The organism is Amycolatopsis thermalba, from assembly GCF_023376025.1.
In the GTDB taxonomy this organism is placed as follows: Bacteria; Actinomycetota; Actinomycetes; order Mycobacteriales; family Pseudonocardiaceae; genus Amycolatopsis_E; species Amycolatopsis_E thermalba.
This window is the reverse complement of record NZ_CP091196.1, coordinates 2,567,368-2,583,524: the sequence shown is the minus strand read 5'-3', so window position 1 is coordinate 2,583,524 and position 16,157 is coordinate 2,567,368. Positions and strand designations below refer to the sequence as shown.

The window sequence follows — 16,157 nt, the reverse complement described above, 5'->3', positions numbered from 1 at the left end:
TGCAGAACTGCCCGCTGCCGAGCATCGCGCTGCCCGCCAGGCCGTCCGCGATCTCGTCCGGCCGGGCCGCTCCCGCGGCGGCCGTCACCACGACCGGGTTGATGCTGCCCAGCTCGCCGTAGAACGGGATCGGATCGGGCCGCGCCACGGCGATGTCGAACAGGGCGCGGCCACCGCCGGGCAAGCCGGTGAACGCGACGGCGGTGACCGCCGGATCCGCCACCAGGGCCCGGCCCGCCGCCTCGCCGTGCACCAGGGTCAGCACACCGTCGGCGGCACCGGCGTCGGTCAGGGCGGCGGTCAGGATCTCCGCGGTGCGCACCGAAAACCCCGGATGCCCGGGGTGCGCCTTGACGACGACCGGGCAGCCGGCGGCGAGGGCGCTCGCGGTGTCGCCACCGGCCACCGAGAAGGCGAACGGGAAGTTGGACGCGGCGAAGACCGCCACCGGGCCCAGCGGGACGAGCATGCGGCGCAGATCGGTGTGCGGGGGCACCGCCTGCGGGTCGGGACCGTCCAGCGTGGCCTCGCAGAACGCGCCGTCCCGGAGGACCTCCGCGAACAGGTCGAACTGCGCGGCGGTGCGGGCGAGCTCGCCGGTGAGGCGCGGCCGGCCGAGCGCGGTCTCGGCATCGGCCAGTGCCACGAGCTCGTCGGAGTGGTCGCGCAGCGCCTGGCCGAGAGCCGCGAGCAGCGCGGCGCGCTCCGGGAAGGCGAGCCCGCCCAGCCACGGCGCGGCCCGCGCCGCGCGCGAACACACGTCGCGGATCCGATCCGGTGTGGTGTCGGCGATCTCCGGGCCGATCGCGGCTCCGGTGCGGGGATCGATCGCGCGGCTCATCGGCCACCTCCTCCGGTCACGGGGCAGCGCAACGGTTTCCCGGCCAGCGCGCGTTCGGCCTCTTCGGCGGCCAGCCGTTGCAGCGCGGCCGGCGAACTGTCCGAATAGCACGTCGCGTGCGGGGTGAACAGGATCTGCGGCAAATCGCGCAGCGGCGAGTCCGCGGCGCGGCCGCGGCCACCCGGCCCGTCCGCACCGCCCCGGCGAGCGCGTCGTGGTCGACCAGCCCGCCACGCGAGGTGTTGACCAGGACCGCCCCTTCGCGTATCCGGGAGAACGCCGCGGCGCCGAGCAGGTGCCGCGTCCGCGGGGTCAGCGGTGCGTGCAGCGAGACCGCGTGCGACTCGCGCAGCAGCGTGTCCAAGTCGGTGTGAGGGTGATCCCGTCGGCGGGCTCGGCGTAGGGATCGTGCGCGATCACGCGGAAACCGAACGCGGCGAGCCTGCGGTGCACCGCGAGCCCGATCCGGCCCAGGCCGACCAGTCCGACCGTGGTGTCGGCGAAGCCGGGGATCGAGCCGAGATCGCGCGGGGCGCACCAGCCGGTCTCGCGGATGCGGCGGTCGTATGCGGGGATCCTGCGCAGCAGCGTCAGCAGCAGGGCGACGGTGTGGTCGGCGACGGTGTCGCTGCCGTAGTCCGGCACCGTGGCCACCGAGATCCCGCGCGCCCGTGCCGCGGCGACGTCCACGTTGTCGTAGCCGATGCCGTAGCGGATCACCGTCGCGCCGGGCGCCATCGCCGCGAGCACCGCGTCCGTCACCGGGGCGAAGTTCACGAACGCCACGTCGGCGCCGTCCACGGCCCGGATCGTCTCGTCCTCGCTGCGGCAGGCGTGCACCGAGAACTCCGCGCCGAAGCGCTCGGCGACGGCGGCCTCGTCCGCCACCCCGCCGAAGGCGTGATCGGTGACGACCACCCGGGTCACGAGCCCACCTCCACCGCGCCGCGCAACAGGCCGCGCCCGGCGAGGTTCGCCATCAGCGCCCGGATGCCGAAGGTCCAGTCCGCGGCCGCTTCCGCGGTGGTGACGACGTTGACCAGGGTGCCGAGGGCGGGCGAGCTGATCGCGACGACATCGCCCCGCCGGTGGGTGAAGCCCTGCCCCGGTTCGCCGCGGTCCTCGATCGGCGCGAACATCGTGCCGGTGAACAGGACGAACCCGTCGGGGTAGCTGTGGTGGGCTCCGTGCGCGTGCCGGATCAGGTCGGTGAGGTCCCGGCTGATCTCGCTCACCGGGTTGACGCCGTGCAGCGTGAACCCGTCGCTGCCGGTGATGTCCAGCGCGACCTCGGTGGCTCGCGCGTCGTCCAGCGTGAAGCCGTCGTCGAACAGCCGCAGGAACGGGCCGATCGCGCAGGAGGCGTTGTTGTCCTTCGCCTCGGTGAGCAGGAGCGCGCTGCGTCCCTCGAAGTCGCGGAGGTTCACGTCGTTGCCCAGGGTGGCGGCGACCGGCGTGCCGGACGAACTGACCGCGAGCACCAGCTCGGGCTCCGGGTTGTTCCAGGTCGAGCGGGCCAGCACGCCGATCTCGGCACCGGTGCCCACGGCGGACAGGACGGGCGCCTTGGTGAAGATCTCCGGATCGGGCCCGATGCCGGCCTCGAGGTACTGGGACCACAAGCCCTCCTCGACCAGCACGTCCTTGACGCGGGCCGCCTCCGGCGACCCCGGGCGCAGCTGGGCGATCCGGCCGCGGACGACCTCGGCGATCCGGGACCTGATCTCCTCGGCCCGGCCCGGATCCCCCTTCGCGCGCTCTTCGATCACGCGCTCGAGCATGCTGCGGACGAACGTCACCCCCGCCGCCTTGAGGACCTGCAGGTCGACCGGGGCGAGCAGGTGGGGAACGCTCCGGTCGCGCCGCAGCGTGGCCTCGATCAGCGCGGACAGCTCCCAGTGCCCGCCGCCCTGGTGCCCGCGGACGAGCGAGACCGCGTCGTGCCGGTCCAGCAGTTCGGAGACCGTCGGGGCGACGTGGGTCAGGTCGACGGCGCGGTCGCCCCGGACCGCCGCCACGCACGGCCCGCCGACCGCGGGATCGAACACGCGGGCCACCAGGGTGGCCCGCGCGGCGTCGGCGGGGAGCACGGCCCCGGAGTAGGCGTGCAGGTTCATGGATCGGCAGCCCTCCTCGTCGCGCGCCACATCCGGGCGCCGTTAACGTCCTATCATCGTACAAAGATGCCGTCAATCGGGCCGATTCTCCGCCACGGAGGCGCACAGGAGGAACCGCGCAGCGCGGTTTATCGTACGATCGCCGAATGGCCGAAGCACTCCACAAGCGCCTGTCGGAAACCCTCGCGGACAAGCTGCAGGACGAGATCGTGCGGCTGGCACCCGGCGAGCGGCTCCCGACGGAAGCCGAACTCGCCCGCCGCTTCGACGTGTCGCGCACCGTGGTGCGGGAAACGGCCCGGCTGCTGATCCAGCGCGGGCTGGTCACCGTGAAGCCCGGTCGCGGCATGGCCGTCGCGGAGCTGGACGGACGGCTCATCGCCGAGCAGTACGGCCTGCTGATGCGCCGCAGCGAGGGCTCGTTCGCCCAGCTCCTCGAACTGCGCCTGGTGCTCGAGGTCGAGATGGCGCAACTGGCCGCGGCGCGGCGGACCGAGCAGCACCTCGCCGACCTCGAAGACGCCAACCGCCGGCTGGCCGACGCGCTCGGCCGGCCCGAGGCCCGCGACGAATTCCTGGACGCCGACCTGCGGTTCCACGAAATCGTGGCGCAGGCGAGCGGCAACCCGTTCTTCTCCCTGGTGATCCGCCCGCTCAACGGGTTCCTGCGCGACACCTACCGCACCGGGCCCGGATACCCGTCCGAAGCGGCCAACACCCTGGAAGAGCACGTCCAGATCGCCGAGGCGATCGCCGCCGGCGACCCGTCACGCGCCCGCTTCGCCACCGAGAACCACCTGCGCCGCGTCATGCGGCACCGGGACCGCCTGCTGGCGGAGAACCAGGCGGTCCCGGCCCGCACCTGACCCCCGCCCTCTTGCGCGACACGCGACTCCCACCCTAAGGTCCGATTATCATACAAAAATCGACAAGAAGTTCTCCGTCTCGCCGTTCCTGCCCGTGCACGGCCGGTACCGGATGCGCCTGCCGCTGCCCGGCGACGACCTGGCCGACGTCCGCACCCCGTTCGCCGCGCGCATGGCGACCCTGGTGCCCGAACCCCTCCAGGCGCTGCGCCGGTTCGCCGACGCCCGCAAACCGGCCGGCGAACGCGACACCATCTCGGGGGCGCAGGCCAACATCTCGCGGCACTACGACCTGTCCAACGAGCTGTTCGCCGAGTTCCTCGACGAGACCATGACCTATTCCTCAGCCTGGTTCGCCGGCGACACCGACGACCTCGCGACCGCGCAGCGGCGCAAGATCGACGGCATTCCGGACCTGGCCGGAGTCCGCGACGGCACCCGGCTGCGGGAGATCGGCACCGGCTGGGGCGAACTGGCCCTGCGCGCCGCGCAGCGCGGCGCGCAGGTCACCACCCTCACCATCTCGGCCGAGCAGCAGACGCTGGCGCGCAAGCGTCTCGCCGAGGCCGCGTCGCGGACCGGGTGGAGGTCGTCCTGTCCGACTACCGCGAGGCCCACGGCAGCTACGACGCCATCGCCAGCGTCGAGATGATCGAAGCGGTCGGCGAAGAGTACTGGCCCGCCTACTTCGCCACGCTCGACCGGCTCCTGGCTCCCGGTGGCCGGATCGGGCTGCAGGCCATCACCATGCCGCACGACCGCATGCTCGCCACCCGCCACTCCTACACGTGGATCCACAAGTACATCTTCCCCGGCGGGCAGCTGCTGTCCCGGGAAGCGATCACCGACGCCGTCGGCCGCCACACCGGGCTGCGCATCGGCACCCGGCGCAGCCTCGGCGATTCCTACGCACGCACGCTCCGCCTGTGGCGGCAGCGGTTCCTCGACGCCTGGCCCCGCATCACCGAACTCGGCTTCGACACCTTCCGCCGGATGTGGGAGTTCTACCTCGCCTACTCCGAAGCCGGGTTCCGCGGCCGGTACCTCGACGTCGTCCAGTTCGGCCTCGGCAAGCCCTGAACCGCGCGCGACACCGGGGAGGGCGAGCGGGGAACACCGGCAATCCGGGGCGGCCGCGGCACCGAATCGCGAAAACCGGTGGTGGTCTCCCTGCTGCCGTGGCAGACCGACGCGAAAGGACCGACGTGACCGGCCACCTGCACGCGCTTTCCGGCGCCTACGCCCTGGATGCGCTCCCTCCCGAAGAGCTCGCGCGCTTCGAGGAACACCTCGTCGGCTGCCCCGCGTGCCAGGCCGAGGTCGCCGGGTTCCGCACGACCGCCGCCCGGCTGGCCGCCGCGGCCGCCCGAACCCCACCCCCTGGCATGAAGGGGCTGGTTCTCCGCAGCGTCGCCCGGGTGCGCCAGTCCGCGCCGCGGTCGTGGCCGTCCCGGCGCACGGCTCGCCGGATGGCCCGCGCCGCGGTCCTGGCCACCGCCGCGGCGGCGATGGTGGCCGCGGGGCTCGGCATCCAGACGGCCGGCCAGCAACGCGACGAGTTCGCCGCCGCGCAGCAGCACCTGAGCGAGGTCAACACGGTGCTCGGCGCCCCGGACGCGGCCACGCGCTACGACGCCGGCCACACGGACCGGGCCCGGGTCGTGGCGTCCCGCCTCCACGGCAAGGCTGTGGTGCTGGCGGGCTTGCCGCCCCTCGATCCGGCTCGCACCTACCAGGTCTGGCTCCTGGGGCCGTCCGGCGCGCGGTCGGCCGGTGTGCTCACCGCCGAGACCCCCCACCAGTGGCAGCCGCTGCTCGTCGCGCTGCCCCCGGACACCAACCGCGTCGCCATCACCGCCGAACCCGCGCCGGGCTCCGTGCAGCCCACCAATCCCGCGGCCGCGATGGTGTTCCTCGGCTGAGCGGTTGGCCGGCGATCGTCCGGTGTGTCACCAGGACCCGGTCCGGCGCACGGCCCCGACGACGGCGGCCCACGGCGGCAGGCACCGCCCGGCCGGCGGCGGGACCAGCCACTGCCCGGGCAGGGCGACGATGGGCGCGACGAGCATCGAGCGGACGAGCTGGTGGTTGACCTCGCCGGTCAGGGGATCGGCGAGGACCGGCAGGCCAGTACCTCGGAGTAGTACCGAGCGGACGGGGGACACGGCTGGATGACGATGGACATGGCGGTTCCGCTGAGGGGCTGGAGTCGCTACCGCGGTGCCGAACGGTGGACACCCGGTTCGTAGCGGCCTACAGGTGATTCGCCACCCACCCCCCGCCGGCTTGCCCCGGGCTGGTCCGGTGAGTGGCCCGGAACAACTCGGGGACGGCTGGTCGGCGTGACCGCATGCGACGACGCACAACAGGGTCGATCCCTAGTACGTCCGGGAAGCCAAAGCGGCCAGCCGCCGGTGTCGACAGGCCGATCGGAACCGCGTGCGATCAACTCTTGACGGCCACGCCTGCCGACGCCAGCGACAGCAGGCCCGACGGGACCTCGCCAGCTGGTCGAGACGCCACGTCCTGGGCAACTGCAGTTCTTCAGAACGCCATGCCCAGAACGGCGCCGAGCTCGGTCGCCACGGTGGCGTAGCTGACGACGCCATGAGCCCCGCCGGACGCCCAATGCCGCGAGACCTCAGCGTCGACTTCGCCGGCACCGATCGCGTCGATGACCAACGTATGCGGTCCACGGCGGCGAGTAACGGCACCGACAGCTCGAGCACCCGCTGCCGATGCGCCTCGATGAGTTGGTCACGTCGCTGCACGTAGTTGCCATGGTCAGAACCGCCGCCGAGGTCCCCGCGCCTGCCAAAATGCCCGGCGGCCCAAGCGCTTCTGGGCAAATCGACGGGGACGTGCGACCGGACTCCTGCTGCAGCATGCCTCAGCTCTTCGTACGCACGCCGTTTCCGGAGCACTGCTGCCTGGATCCGCGACCTCCGGTCATGTTCCGCCGCTTCGCGCTGCTTCACAAGCCACCTGAGCGCCCACGTGCGTACCAGCCGTAGAAGCCCCTATTCCGGGCGTAATCACAGGCAGGCGTTGCCGTAACCCAGGTAGAGCGGGGCGGTGTCCGGGGCTGAGGCAGCCGCGGACATGTTCCGACCGCTCCTTGTCCATTCGGGAAGTACGCCGTGCAGCCTCAACAGCTCGGCGAATTCGGTCGTCGGCAGGCGGGCAGCCATGGGGCAGGTCTTCGCCCTGTGCTCGTGCACCCAGGCCAAGGGGATCGCCTCCTCCGCTCGGCCGTCGAACACCTCGGCGATGGTCGGATTGCGGCTGCATCGCCTTCATCACCTGCACGAGGGCACCACTGGGCATCAGCGCCACGCCGAGGGTGGTGAACGCAGCGGAAGCGTCGGTCACCGCCAGGTCCGCTTGGTTGCGGCCGACTCCTCGTTGCCGGCACCGAGCGAGTCCACTGGCTCGGTCTGCTCGTCCTCGCCGTCGACCGGTGGCTCCTGTCCCAGCAGCAGATCCCGGGCGCGTTCGAGACGGGATGCGGCGGCGAGCATGCTCTGCGCGGCGCTGTCGAATGCAGATCCGGCATCAGGGCCAGCGTCGCCTCCGTAGCGAGGTCCGGAGATGAGACAGTGGACCAACACCAAGGTGCACGACATCAGAATCGCCAGACCAACCAGTTCATCACGGTTCGGCCCAGCTCATCCAGCCACCGCCAGTGCGGTTGCTGCACATGCAGGTACGCCATCAGTCCGCAGATGATGAAGCAGAGCGTCCAGTACATTTTAGCGAACTCGACCATGGCAGCGGTGGTGCCCGCGACAGCCGCGATGCCCAGCACAATCGCCCACAGGGGAACCGGCAACGGGAACACGGCGAGACACACCCCGGTGAAGAGCGCCAGGGCAATCGCGGGAACCGGCGCCAAGACGTCCTCGGAATCGGCGAACACCGCTCCCGCCAGCGCGAGCCCGAGCAGAGTGACTGTACCGGCGCCGAGCCAACCGGTGCCCATCACACCCGCCGAGGCGGAACCAGCGACGAGGAGGCCGGGAAGTAGTCGTTGCGAGGGGTAGATGTCCAAGTCCCCCTGGGTCCACCAGAACGACGCGACACCGGACAAGGAAAGGCCGACCACGAACACGCTCACGACCAGCGCGGCGATGTTGCCGATTCCGAGCCCCGTGAGGTCGGTTATCCGACCGAACGCGCTTCCCAGCACGAACGGGGCGAGCACGCTGAAGAACCAGACCACCACACCGATGGCGAAGACAGCGCATGCCGCCGCAGCACCCAGTTCATCTCCCGCCGTTCTACTGCCGGCCGTCGCGGATGCACCGCCCGTCGTCAAGGACGTAGCCGTCGTCCTCGCCCACTCGACCAGCCCTGATTGCCCCGGCATCGGGTGGCCCTCGGTTCCCGGCAGCGGATCGGCACCCGCCCACAAGGGCCCGGTCAGCAATGCTCGAGCACGCGCGGCCACTGCCGGCTCGGGGTCACCGGCCAGGCGCGCGAGCACCTCCTCGTCACCTTCGCCCGCCCCTCCACGCAGCTCGATTCCCTCCAGCAGCGCCAGCTTCAGGTTCGAATTGCCGGCGACCAGGTCGACGACGTCGGCCGGATGAGAACCGCTGGTCCCCGGCACCGGGGAAGCTGCGATGTACAGGGTGCCCTCGATGCCGAACTCGGCCTGCGGTCGCTGGGGGGAACCGGACTGTCGAACGTGGTCGTAGACGTAGTCGTACAACTCCTCAACATCAACGAGGCCGTCGTTGTCCTTGTCGGCATCACCGGTGCGCAGGCCCTCGACCAACACCCCGGTGAAGATCGACGGTGTCGCGGACCCGGTCACGGTCGGGGTCGCACCGGCGGTGACCTCGTACGAATACTGCACTGCGGACGACGAGGTGATCACCGCCCGGCCCCGTCCGCGCAACTGGGGCACCACGTCGACACGCTCGCCCGTCCTGTGCCGTGAATTCACGAGGAACGCACCCGCGTAGCAGCAGTCCAGCAGCACCACGATGCGGCGGGAACGGCTGCGCTCCATCTGCTCGCGCACCCAGTCCCCGTCGATGGCGGTAGACTGAAGCCGCCGCGAGTTCGAGTTCCGCATGACGAAATACAGCCGGCCGTCATCGCCCTTCACGCCGTGCCCCGAGACGTAGAGCAGCACCAGATCGTCGGGCCGGGCTTCGGAGAACAGGTCGTCGATCGCGATACGGACCTCATGCTCGGCTGCGTTGTGCAGCAGAGTGACGTCGTACCTCCCGATGCGCGGGTCCGCCAGGACGGCCTGGAGCGCTTCAGCGTCTGCCTTCGGCGCGTCGAGCTGGCGGAACGTTTCGTCGGCGTAGGTGTCGGTCGTGATGACCAGCCCGATCCTCCGCTCCCCCACCGCGCCGAACCTCCGCTTCCGAGCAGTCAACGCCGACGATCGTACAAGTTCCGTGATCAGCTCGTTGCCGGTTGTGGCATCCTGGGGTCGTTCCGGATGAAAGGACGTGCTGGTGCGTGCGGTGGTGCAGGTCGAGGCCGAGGACGGCGATCTCGAAGAACGAGAACGTTTGACCCGATTGCTCCGCAACGAACTCCTGGCTGCCGACGTCGACGACGTCGAATATGCGCGCGACGGACATGCCCCCGATGGCGCCAAAGGAAGCGTGGACAGCGTCGGCGGCCTGGTGGTCGCCCTCGCCGACTCGGCGGTGCTGAGCGCCGCGCTGACGGGGCTCACCCAGATCGTGAGAGGGTGGATCACTCGGGGGCGGGGCCGCCGGGTGAGCATCACCATCGATGACCACGTCCTGGAACTGTCCGACGCCGAACCCGCGCAGCAACAGCAACTGGTGGACGCGTTCATCACCGCAGTTCGGCAGGACCGCCAGAACTGATCAGCAACGGCCGTGCTCGGAGGGGCATCGGCGGTTCGCCGGGAGGCGGTGCCAGACGCTGGTCCCGGACATGACCGAAGCCCGGACCGCCGTGAGGGCGGTCCGGGCTCGGAGTGGTACTGCCGGGTTCTTACTTGTTCGTGCCGGGGGTGAGGACGGTGTCGATGACGAAGACCGTCGCGTTCTTGGTGGGGATGTTGCCGCACAGCACCTTGGCGCCGTTGACGGTCATGTTCTCGCCGCTGCCGGCGATCTTGACCGAGCCGCCGTCGGTGTTGAGCGTCTGGGCCGTGGCGGCGTCCTGCAGGCCCTTGGCGTCGTAGCGCTGCGGCAGCACGTGGTACTGCAGGATCGGGGCGAGCTGGGACGGGTTCTGGGCCAGCTCGTTGAACTTCGCGTCACCCAGGGCCTGGAAGGCGCTGTCCGCCGGGGCGAACACCGTGATGGCTTCCTGGCTGTTGAGGGTGTCGACCAGGTTGGTCGCCTTGACCGCGGCGACCAGTTTGGTCAGCAGCGGGTTGGTGGAGGCCGCGCTGGCCACCGGCTGCGGGCCCATCGAGTCCAGCGAGCCCGGCGCGTTGCCCTGCGGCAGCTGGCCACAGGCCGGACCGAACACGTCGGCGTTGGTGGTCACACCGGTGGCCGCGCCGCTGGTCATCGGCGCGGACATCGAGCCCGAGGGCGCCGTGGTGGGGCTGCTCGGGCTGGAGGCGGAGTCGTCACCGCTGCTGCCGCAGGCGGCGAGGGAGAACATCGCGGCGGCGGCGAGGCCGGCTCCGGCGTAGCGGGCAGTCTTCACGAGGAATCACTCCATTTCGGGATTGGCGGGGCCACGCGAGTGGATGCGCGCCCTGCTGTCATCGGGTATTCGGCGGTGCCCGGGTTCCGGATTGGACCGGGCTCGATTTTTTTTATTTGGCGGTGAAGGAGATCGTGTGCCAGCCGGTCGCGCCGTCGGGAACGGTGCCGACGCGCTCCTGCGTCTGCGTGTAGCCCGATCGGTCGGTTGCCCGGCAGCTCACCTGATGGGTGCCCGCGGGAACCGTGATCTCGGCGTACCACATCCGCCAGGTGTCCACATTGACCTCACGGGACAGCGTCGCGTCCTGCCAGGGTCCGTTGTTCACGCGCACCTCGACGCGGGCGACGCCGGTGTGCTGCGCCCACGCCACCCCGGAGATGCGCACCGTTCCGGCCGGAAGGGTGGCGAAACCCTTGGGGAAGTCGATGCGCGACTGGGTCTTGATCGGAGCCTGCTCGCCCCAGCCGCGGTTGAGCCAGTACGCCCGCCGCGCCCGCCAGGTGGTGACCTCCAGATCGGTGACCCACTTGGTGGCCGACACGTACCCGTACAAGCCGGGAATGACCAGGCGCGCGGGAAACCCGTGCTCCAGGGGCAGCGGTTCACCGTTCATCCCCAGCGCCAGCATTCCGCCACGCTCGCGGTCCAGGGCCGCCGGCACGGGTGTGCCGGAGGTCCAGCCGTCCACACTGGTGGCGAACAACTGCTCCGCGCCCGGCTGGACACCGGCCTCCTCGAGCAGATCGGCCAAGTCGATGCCGATGAAGTTCGCGGTCGACACGTAGGCACCACCGACCTCATTGGACACGCACGTCATCGTGATCGTGCGTTCGACCAGGGGGCGGTCGCGGATGTCCTGGTAGCTGTACCGCTTCTCCCGGCCGACCATGCCGTGCACCCGCAACGACCAGTCCTCGGCGCGCACCTGCGGCACGGTCAGCGCCGTGTCCACCCGGTAGAACTCGGGGTTGGGCGTCAGGAACGACGGGGTGCCGAGCCCGGCGAAATCGGTGCCGGCCGGGATGGCCGGTGCCGTCCGCGCGGGGACGAGCGGGCCGACCGCCGCCCGCGACGCCGCCGCGTTCTTCGAGCCGGCCAGTGCCTGACCGCCCACCCCGGCCAGAGCCGAGCCCACCACCACGCCGGCCCCGGTGGTCAGGAACGCCCGCCGCGACGTGCCCGTAGCGGCGGAAACCGCCCGGGGACGGGCGGCGCGGTGCAGCGCCACGAACACCGCGGCGCCGGCTATCAGGCTCACCAGCGGTGCCAGCAGAGCCGCCGCGCCGAGGTCGGGCCGGGCGGCGACCGCGACGATGCCGACGACACCGAACAAGGTGATCACCACCGCGCCCGGCCACACCGAACGGCGCGAGGCCAGCCCCGCCAGCGCGGACACCACGACCAGCACCAGCGCCATGCCGGCCAGGAGCACCAGCTTGTCGTAGGTGCCGAAGGTGCGCACGGCGAAGTCCTTCAGCTCCACCGGCGTCAGATCGATCGCGCCGTTGCCCACCGCCAGGTACGGCGAGGCGTTCACCGCGATCAACCCGGCGACGAGGTGCCCGGCCGCCAGCGCCGCGACCAGCGCCAGCACGCCGCACAGCGCGGCCACCCACGCTCTCAGCCGCACCCGTTCGGGTGGAGCGGACGGTGCCTGCGGCGGTGTTCCGGTCTCAGCCATACTCGGCATTCGCCACGGAGGCCCGCGAGTATTGGTGCCGCGCCGAATTCGCCCGGAATGGTGGTGACTGTGACCGCCGTCACGAGCACCGGCCGGCCGCTGCCGGACGCCTGGGAGCTCAACCGTTTTCGTTGATCCGGGTGAATCGAGCGGTCACCGCCGGGAGGCACCCCAGCGCGAGCCGGGGTGCCCTCGCCTCAGCGCTTGGCCTCCGTGGCCGGCCGGATCCGGCCCCGCACCTCGCCGAAGCCGATGCGGCCCGCCTGGCCCGGGGCGGTGGCCGAGATGACCACCTCGTCGCCGTCCAGGAGGAACGTCCGCTCCTCGCCGTTGACCGTGACCGGCTCCTTGCCGCCCCAGGTCAGCTCGATGAACGCGCCCCGCTGGTCCTTCGCCGGGCCGGAGATCGTGCCCGAGGCGTACAGGTCGCCCGTGCGCGACGACGCGCCGTTGACCGTCATGTGCGCCAGCATCTGCGCCGGTGACCAGTACATCTCCCGGTACGGCGGGCGGCTGACCTCCTGCCCGTTCCATGACACCGACAACGCGACGTCCAGCCCCCACGGCTCGCTTTCCCGCAGGTACGGCAACGGCACCGGCGACTGCTCCGGCGTCGGCACGCGCGCGGCCTCCAGCGCCAGCAGCGGCACCACCCACGGCGAGATCGACGTGGCGAAGCTCTTGCCCAGGAACGGGCCCAGCGGGACGTACTCCCAGGCCTGGATGTCCCGCGCCGACCAGTCGTTCACCAGCACCGCGCCGAACACGTGCTTCGCGAAGTCCTCCGTCGGCACCGCGGTCCCCAGCCCGGACGGCACGCCGACGATGAACCCCAGCTCGGCCTCGATGTCCAGCCGGCGGCACTCCCCGAACGTCGGCGACGGCTCGTCCGGCGCCTTCCGCTGCCCGCACGGCCGCACGATGTCCGTCCCCGACACCACGACCGTCCCGGCCCGCCCGTGGTAGCCCACCGGCAGGTGCTTCCAGTTCGGCATCAGCGGCTCGGCGTCCGGCCGGAACAGCCGCCCCAGGTTGGACGCGTGGTGCTCGGACGCGTAGAAGTCCACGTAGTCCGCGACCTCGACGGGCAGGTGCAGCTCCACTTCGGACACTCCGAACACCGCCTCCGCGGGCACGTCCCCGGCGACCAGCGCAGAAATCCGCGACCGCACCTCGACCCACCGGTCGTACCCCTGCGCCATGAACGCGTTCAGCGACGGCCGCGCGAACACCTCCTCGCCCAGGGCCACCGCCAGGTCGACCACCGAATCGCCGACCCGCACGCCGACCCGCGGTGCACTCCCGCGCGTGGAGAACACGCCGTAGGGCAGGTTGTCCAGCCCGAACAGCGACCCCTCGGGGATGTCGATCGTGGTCACGCCGTCACTCCTCCATCCAGCGCCGAAGCCGGGACCAGTCCGAGGTCCACCAGCTCGGCCACCGGTTCGTCGATGCTGCAGGTCCCGAACGAGCGGAACGACTCGCGCGCACCCGGGTCCACTTCGGACACCAGCTCGGCCACCCGGGATCCGTCCCGCTCCGCCAGCAACGCGACCAGCTCGTCCTCGGACGAGCCGGACCGGGCTGCCGCCGTCGCCAGCAGCAGGTTCAGGAAACCGTGCTGCTCGAACCCGGTCGACGGGTCGGTGTTGCGCAGCGCGTGGTGCAACCCGGCCGTCGCCTTGAACGGCACGCCCGCGCGGACCACGGCGAGCACCGCCGCGGCCAGCTCCGCCTCGCCCGGATACAGCGAAGCCTGCACCCCGCCGGTGCGGAACTTCGCCGAATGCCCGGTCTTCGCGCAGGTCGCGATCACCTCGGCGCGGCGGGAGTCCCGCGGCACCTCGACGAACACCGGCACGTCACCGGCGACCTCCAGCGCGCGGAAGAACTCCGGCACCGACGACTCGGCGGGCATCGCGACCTCGAACCCGGCCAGCCGCACCGGCAGGTCGGCGGCCCGGCCCAGAGCGTCCGGCAGCTGGGCCGGGCCACCCGGCGCGGTCACCGCCAGGTCCAGCGGCTCGGAGACGACCGCGTCCAGCTCGGCGAGCGCGGGCGCCGCCAGGACCAGCGGGCCGACCAGCTCGCCGTAGCCCGCACGCAGGTGCGTGGCGTGGTCCGGCACCGCCCGCGCCAGGGGTTTCAGCCCGGGCGGGAACACCGCCGCGTCGTCGAGGAATCCGCGGAACAGGTTCACGGTGTTCACCGGGGCCCCCGCCCGGCCCAGGTCCACGCGTACGCCGGGTCTTCGGCCGCGCGGCCGCCCTCGCCCAGCTCCAGCGGCCGGAACGTGTCGACCATGACCGCCAGCTCGTCGAAGTACTCGACGCCGATGCTGCGCTCGTAGGCGCCCGGCTGCGGGCCGTGCGAGTGGCCGCCCGGGTGCAGCGAGATCGAGCCCTGCCCGATGCCCGAACCCTTGCGCGCTTCGTAGTCGCCGCCGCAGTAGAACATGACCTCGTCGGAGTCCACATTGGAGTGGTAGTACGGCACCGGGATGGACAGCGGGTGGTAGTCCACCTTGCGCGGCACGAAGTTGCAGACGACGAAGTTGTGGCCCTCGAACACCTGGTGCACCGGCGGCGGCTGGTGCACGCGGCCGGTGATCGGCTCGAAGTCGCTGACGTTGAAGGTGTACGGGTACAGGCAGCCGTCCCAGCCGACGACGTCGAACGGGTGCTGCGGGTAGACGAACCGGGTGCCGACAATCCCGGTGCTGCCGCGGTGCTTGATCAGCACCTCGACGTCGGTGCCCTCGACCAGCAGCGGCTCGGTGGGCCCGTGCAGGTCGCGCTCGCAGTACGGCGAGTGCTCCAGCAGCTGGCCGTACTTCGACAGGTACCGCTTCGGCGGCGTGATGTGCGAGTTCGCCTCGATCGCGTACGCGCGCACTGGGCCGTCCGGCACCCAGCGGTGCGTCGTGGCGCGTGGCAGGATCACGTAGTCGCCCTGGCGGAACGGCAGCACGCCGAACACCGTCTCGACGACACCCTCACCGGACTCGATGTAGACACACTCGTCGCCGATCGAGTTGCGGTACAGCGGCGACGCCTCCCCGGCGACGACGTAGGAGATCCGCACGTCGCCGTTGCCGAGCACGAGCCGCCGCCCGGTCACGACGTCGTGCGACTTCCACTCCTCGCCCGGGAACAGCTCGTGCAGCTTGAGGTGCCGCGGCCGGAGCGGGTGGTTGGCCTCGGTGGTCAGGTCCGGGAGCTCCCAGACGGTCGAATCGACGATCGCCGACGGGATGTTGCGGTGGTAGAGCAGCGAGGAGTCGCTGGAGAAGCCCTCCTCCCCCATCAGCTCCTCGTAGTACAGGCCGCCCTCGGGCGTGCGGTGCTGCGTGTGCCGCTTGGGGGGAACCGCACCGACCTGCCGGTAGTACGCCATGACCTCGCCTCCTTGCCGGTCCGATGTAGTAAATGTATGTACTACTTCTCCGGCGCGCAAGGGTCAGTTGCGGCCGCGCACGTCGAACTGGTCGCGGTTGGTGATCAGCTTGTCCAGCAGCATCACGAGAATGCGCTGCTCGGCCTCGGTGAGCACGCTGGTCCACTCGTGCTCGCGCTCGTTGTGCTCGCGGAACACCTCGACCATCTCGGCCCGGCCGCGCTCGGACAGCGACAGCAGCACCGAGCGGCCGTCGTGCTCGCCGGGCGCGCGCTCCAGCAGCCCGTCCGCGACCAGGGTCTTCGCCAGGTTGGACACCGCCGCGCGGCTCATGCCGGTCAGCTCGGCGGCCTTCTTGGCCTCCAAGGGGCCGGCCAGCCAGGTGACGAACAGCAGCCGGAACGCCGACCAGGAATGGCCGCGCGGCCGGTGGACGCTGGCCTCCAGGTCGTAGGTGACGATGTTGGAGGCCCGGTTCAGGGTCAGCAGCACCTCGGTGGCGAGCTGGTGCCGGAAGCCGAACTCCCCGGCGAGCCGGCGGTTGGCGAGCTCGACGAAGGACCAGAAGTCGAGCTCGCCCTCAGCCATGACCG

14 protein-coding genes and 3 pseudogenes are annotated in these 16,157 nt (G+C 71.1%); 4 read left to right on the top strand and 13 right to left on the bottom strand.

Features of this window, described 5'->3' with window-relative positions; all coding sequences use genetic code 11:
- Positions 1-25: 25 nt before the first annotated feature.
- The 3 genes and pseudogenes from L1857_RS12710 to L1857_RS12700 all read right to left on the bottom strand — a co-directional run.
- Positions 26-841: pseudogene (locus tag L1857_RS12710) on the bottom strand (aldehyde dehydrogenase family protein); the annotation flags it as partial.
- Positions 842-857: 16 nt separating this feature from the next.
- A pseudogene (locus L1857_RS35680) lies at positions 858-1,681 on the bottom strand (NAD(P)-dependent oxidoreductase).
- 83 nt (positions 1,682-1,764) lie between these two features.
- A complete protein-coding gene (locus L1857_RS12700; protein ID WP_116110066.1) occupies positions 1,765-2,958 on the bottom strand; it encodes a fumarylacetoacetate hydrolase family protein in 1,194 nt (397 codons plus the stop codon).
- Positions 2,959-3,104: 146 nt separating this feature from the next.
- Between L1857_RS12700 and L1857_RS12695 the strand changes: the two genes are divergently transcribed.
- From L1857_RS12695 to L1857_RS12685, 3 genes and pseudogenes are all read left to right on the top strand, one after another.
- On the top strand, positions 3,105-3,824 hold the full coding sequence (locus tag L1857_RS12695) for a FadR/GntR family transcriptional regulator (protein WP_094004877.1): 720 nt from the start codon (positions 3,105-3,107) through the stop codon (positions 3,822-3,824).
- A gap of 136 nt (positions 3,825-3,960) precedes the next feature.
- Positions 3,961-4,904: pseudogene (locus L1857_RS12690) on the top strand (class I SAM-dependent methyltransferase); the annotation flags it as partial.
- 125 nt (positions 4,905-5,029) lie between these two features.
- Positions 5,030-5,746, top strand: coding sequence for an anti-sigma factor (locus L1857_RS12685; protein ID WP_249465175.1), 717 nt, complete (start codon positions 5,030-5,032; stop codon positions 5,744-5,746).
- 27 nt (positions 5,747-5,773) lie between these two features.
- On the opposite strand, the gene L1857_RS12680 is transcribed toward L1857_RS12685, so the two are convergent.
- The 4 genes from L1857_RS12680 to L1857_RS12665 all read right to left on the bottom strand — a co-directional run bounded on the left by L1857_RS12680 (position 5,774) and on the right by L1857_RS12665 (position 9,219).
- A complete protein-coding gene (locus L1857_RS12680) occupies positions 5,774-5,989 on the bottom strand; it encodes a hypothetical protein (protein ID WP_094004875.1) in 216 nt (71 codons plus the stop codon).
- Positions 5,990-6,368: 379 nt separating this feature from the next.
- Positions 6,369-6,506 carry a hypothetical protein gene (locus tag L1857_RS12675; protein WP_158224409.1) on the bottom strand — a complete coding sequence of 46 codons (138 nt, stop codon included), beginning with the start codon at positions 6,504-6,506 and terminating at the stop codon, positions 6,369-6,371.
- Between the two features lie 686 nt (positions 6,507-7,192).
- On the bottom strand, positions 7,193-7,345 hold the full coding sequence (locus L1857_RS12670) for a hypothetical protein (protein ID WP_162830994.1): 153 nt from the start codon (positions 7,343-7,345) through the stop codon (positions 7,193-7,195).
- Positions 7,346-7,449: 104 nt separating this feature from the next.
- A complete protein-coding gene (locus L1857_RS12665; RefSeq protein ID WP_162830995.1) occupies positions 7,450-9,219 on the bottom strand; it encodes a caspase family protein in 1,770 nt (589 codons plus the stop codon).
- 82 nt (positions 9,220-9,301) lie between these two features.
- On the opposite strand from L1857_RS12665, the gene L1857_RS12660 reads away from it, so the two are divergent.
- Positions 9,302-9,685 carry a hypothetical protein gene (locus L1857_RS12660; RefSeq protein WP_162830996.1) on the top strand — a complete coding sequence of 128 codons (384 nt, stop codon included), beginning with the start codon at positions 9,302-9,304 and terminating at the stop codon, positions 9,683-9,685.
- A gap of 130 nt (positions 9,686-9,815) precedes the next feature.
- Here the strand turns inward: L1857_RS12660 and L1857_RS12655 are convergent, their stop codons facing one another.
- The 6 genes from L1857_RS12655 to L1857_RS12630 all read right to left on the bottom strand — a co-directional run bounded on the left by L1857_RS12655 (position 9,816) and on the right by L1857_RS12630 (position 16,152).
- The gene (locus tag L1857_RS12655; protein WP_094004872.1) at positions 9,816-10,484 is read right to left on the bottom strand and encodes a fasciclin domain-containing protein; all 669 of its coding nucleotides are present in this window, start codon (positions 10,482-10,484) and stop codon (positions 9,816-9,818) included.
- Positions 10,485-10,596: 112 nt separating this feature from the next.
- Complete coding sequence (locus L1857_RS12650) at positions 10,597-12,168, bottom strand: molybdopterin-dependent oxidoreductase (protein WP_240323113.1); 1,572 nt, start codon at positions 12,166-12,168, stop codon at positions 10,597-10,599.
- Between the two features lie 197 nt (positions 12,169-12,365).
- Positions 12,366-13,547, bottom strand: coding sequence for a fumarylacetoacetase (gene fahA, locus L1857_RS12645; protein ID WP_249465173.1), 1,182 nt, complete (start codon positions 13,545-13,547; stop codon positions 12,366-12,368).
- Entirely contained in the window at positions 13,544-14,404 is an 861-nt protein-coding gene (locus L1857_RS12640) for a hypothetical protein (protein WP_116110072.1), read from the bottom strand. The genes fahA and L1857_RS12640 overlap by 4 nt, the downstream gene beginning before the upstream one ends.
- On the bottom strand, positions 14,374-15,564 hold the full coding sequence (locus L1857_RS12635; RefSeq protein ID WP_094004869.1) for a homogentisate 1,2-dioxygenase: 1,191 nt from the start codon (positions 15,562-15,564) through the stop codon (positions 14,374-14,376). The genes L1857_RS12640 and L1857_RS12635 overlap by 31 nt, the downstream gene beginning before the upstream one ends.
- A 63-nt stretch (positions 15,565-15,627) precedes the next feature.
- Positions 15,628-16,152 carry a MarR family winged helix-turn-helix transcriptional regulator gene (locus tag L1857_RS12630; RefSeq protein ID WP_094004868.1) on the bottom strand — a complete coding sequence of 175 codons (525 nt, stop codon included), beginning with the start codon at positions 16,150-16,152 and terminating at the stop codon, positions 15,628-15,630.
- Positions 16,153-16,157 lie beyond the last annotated feature (5 nt).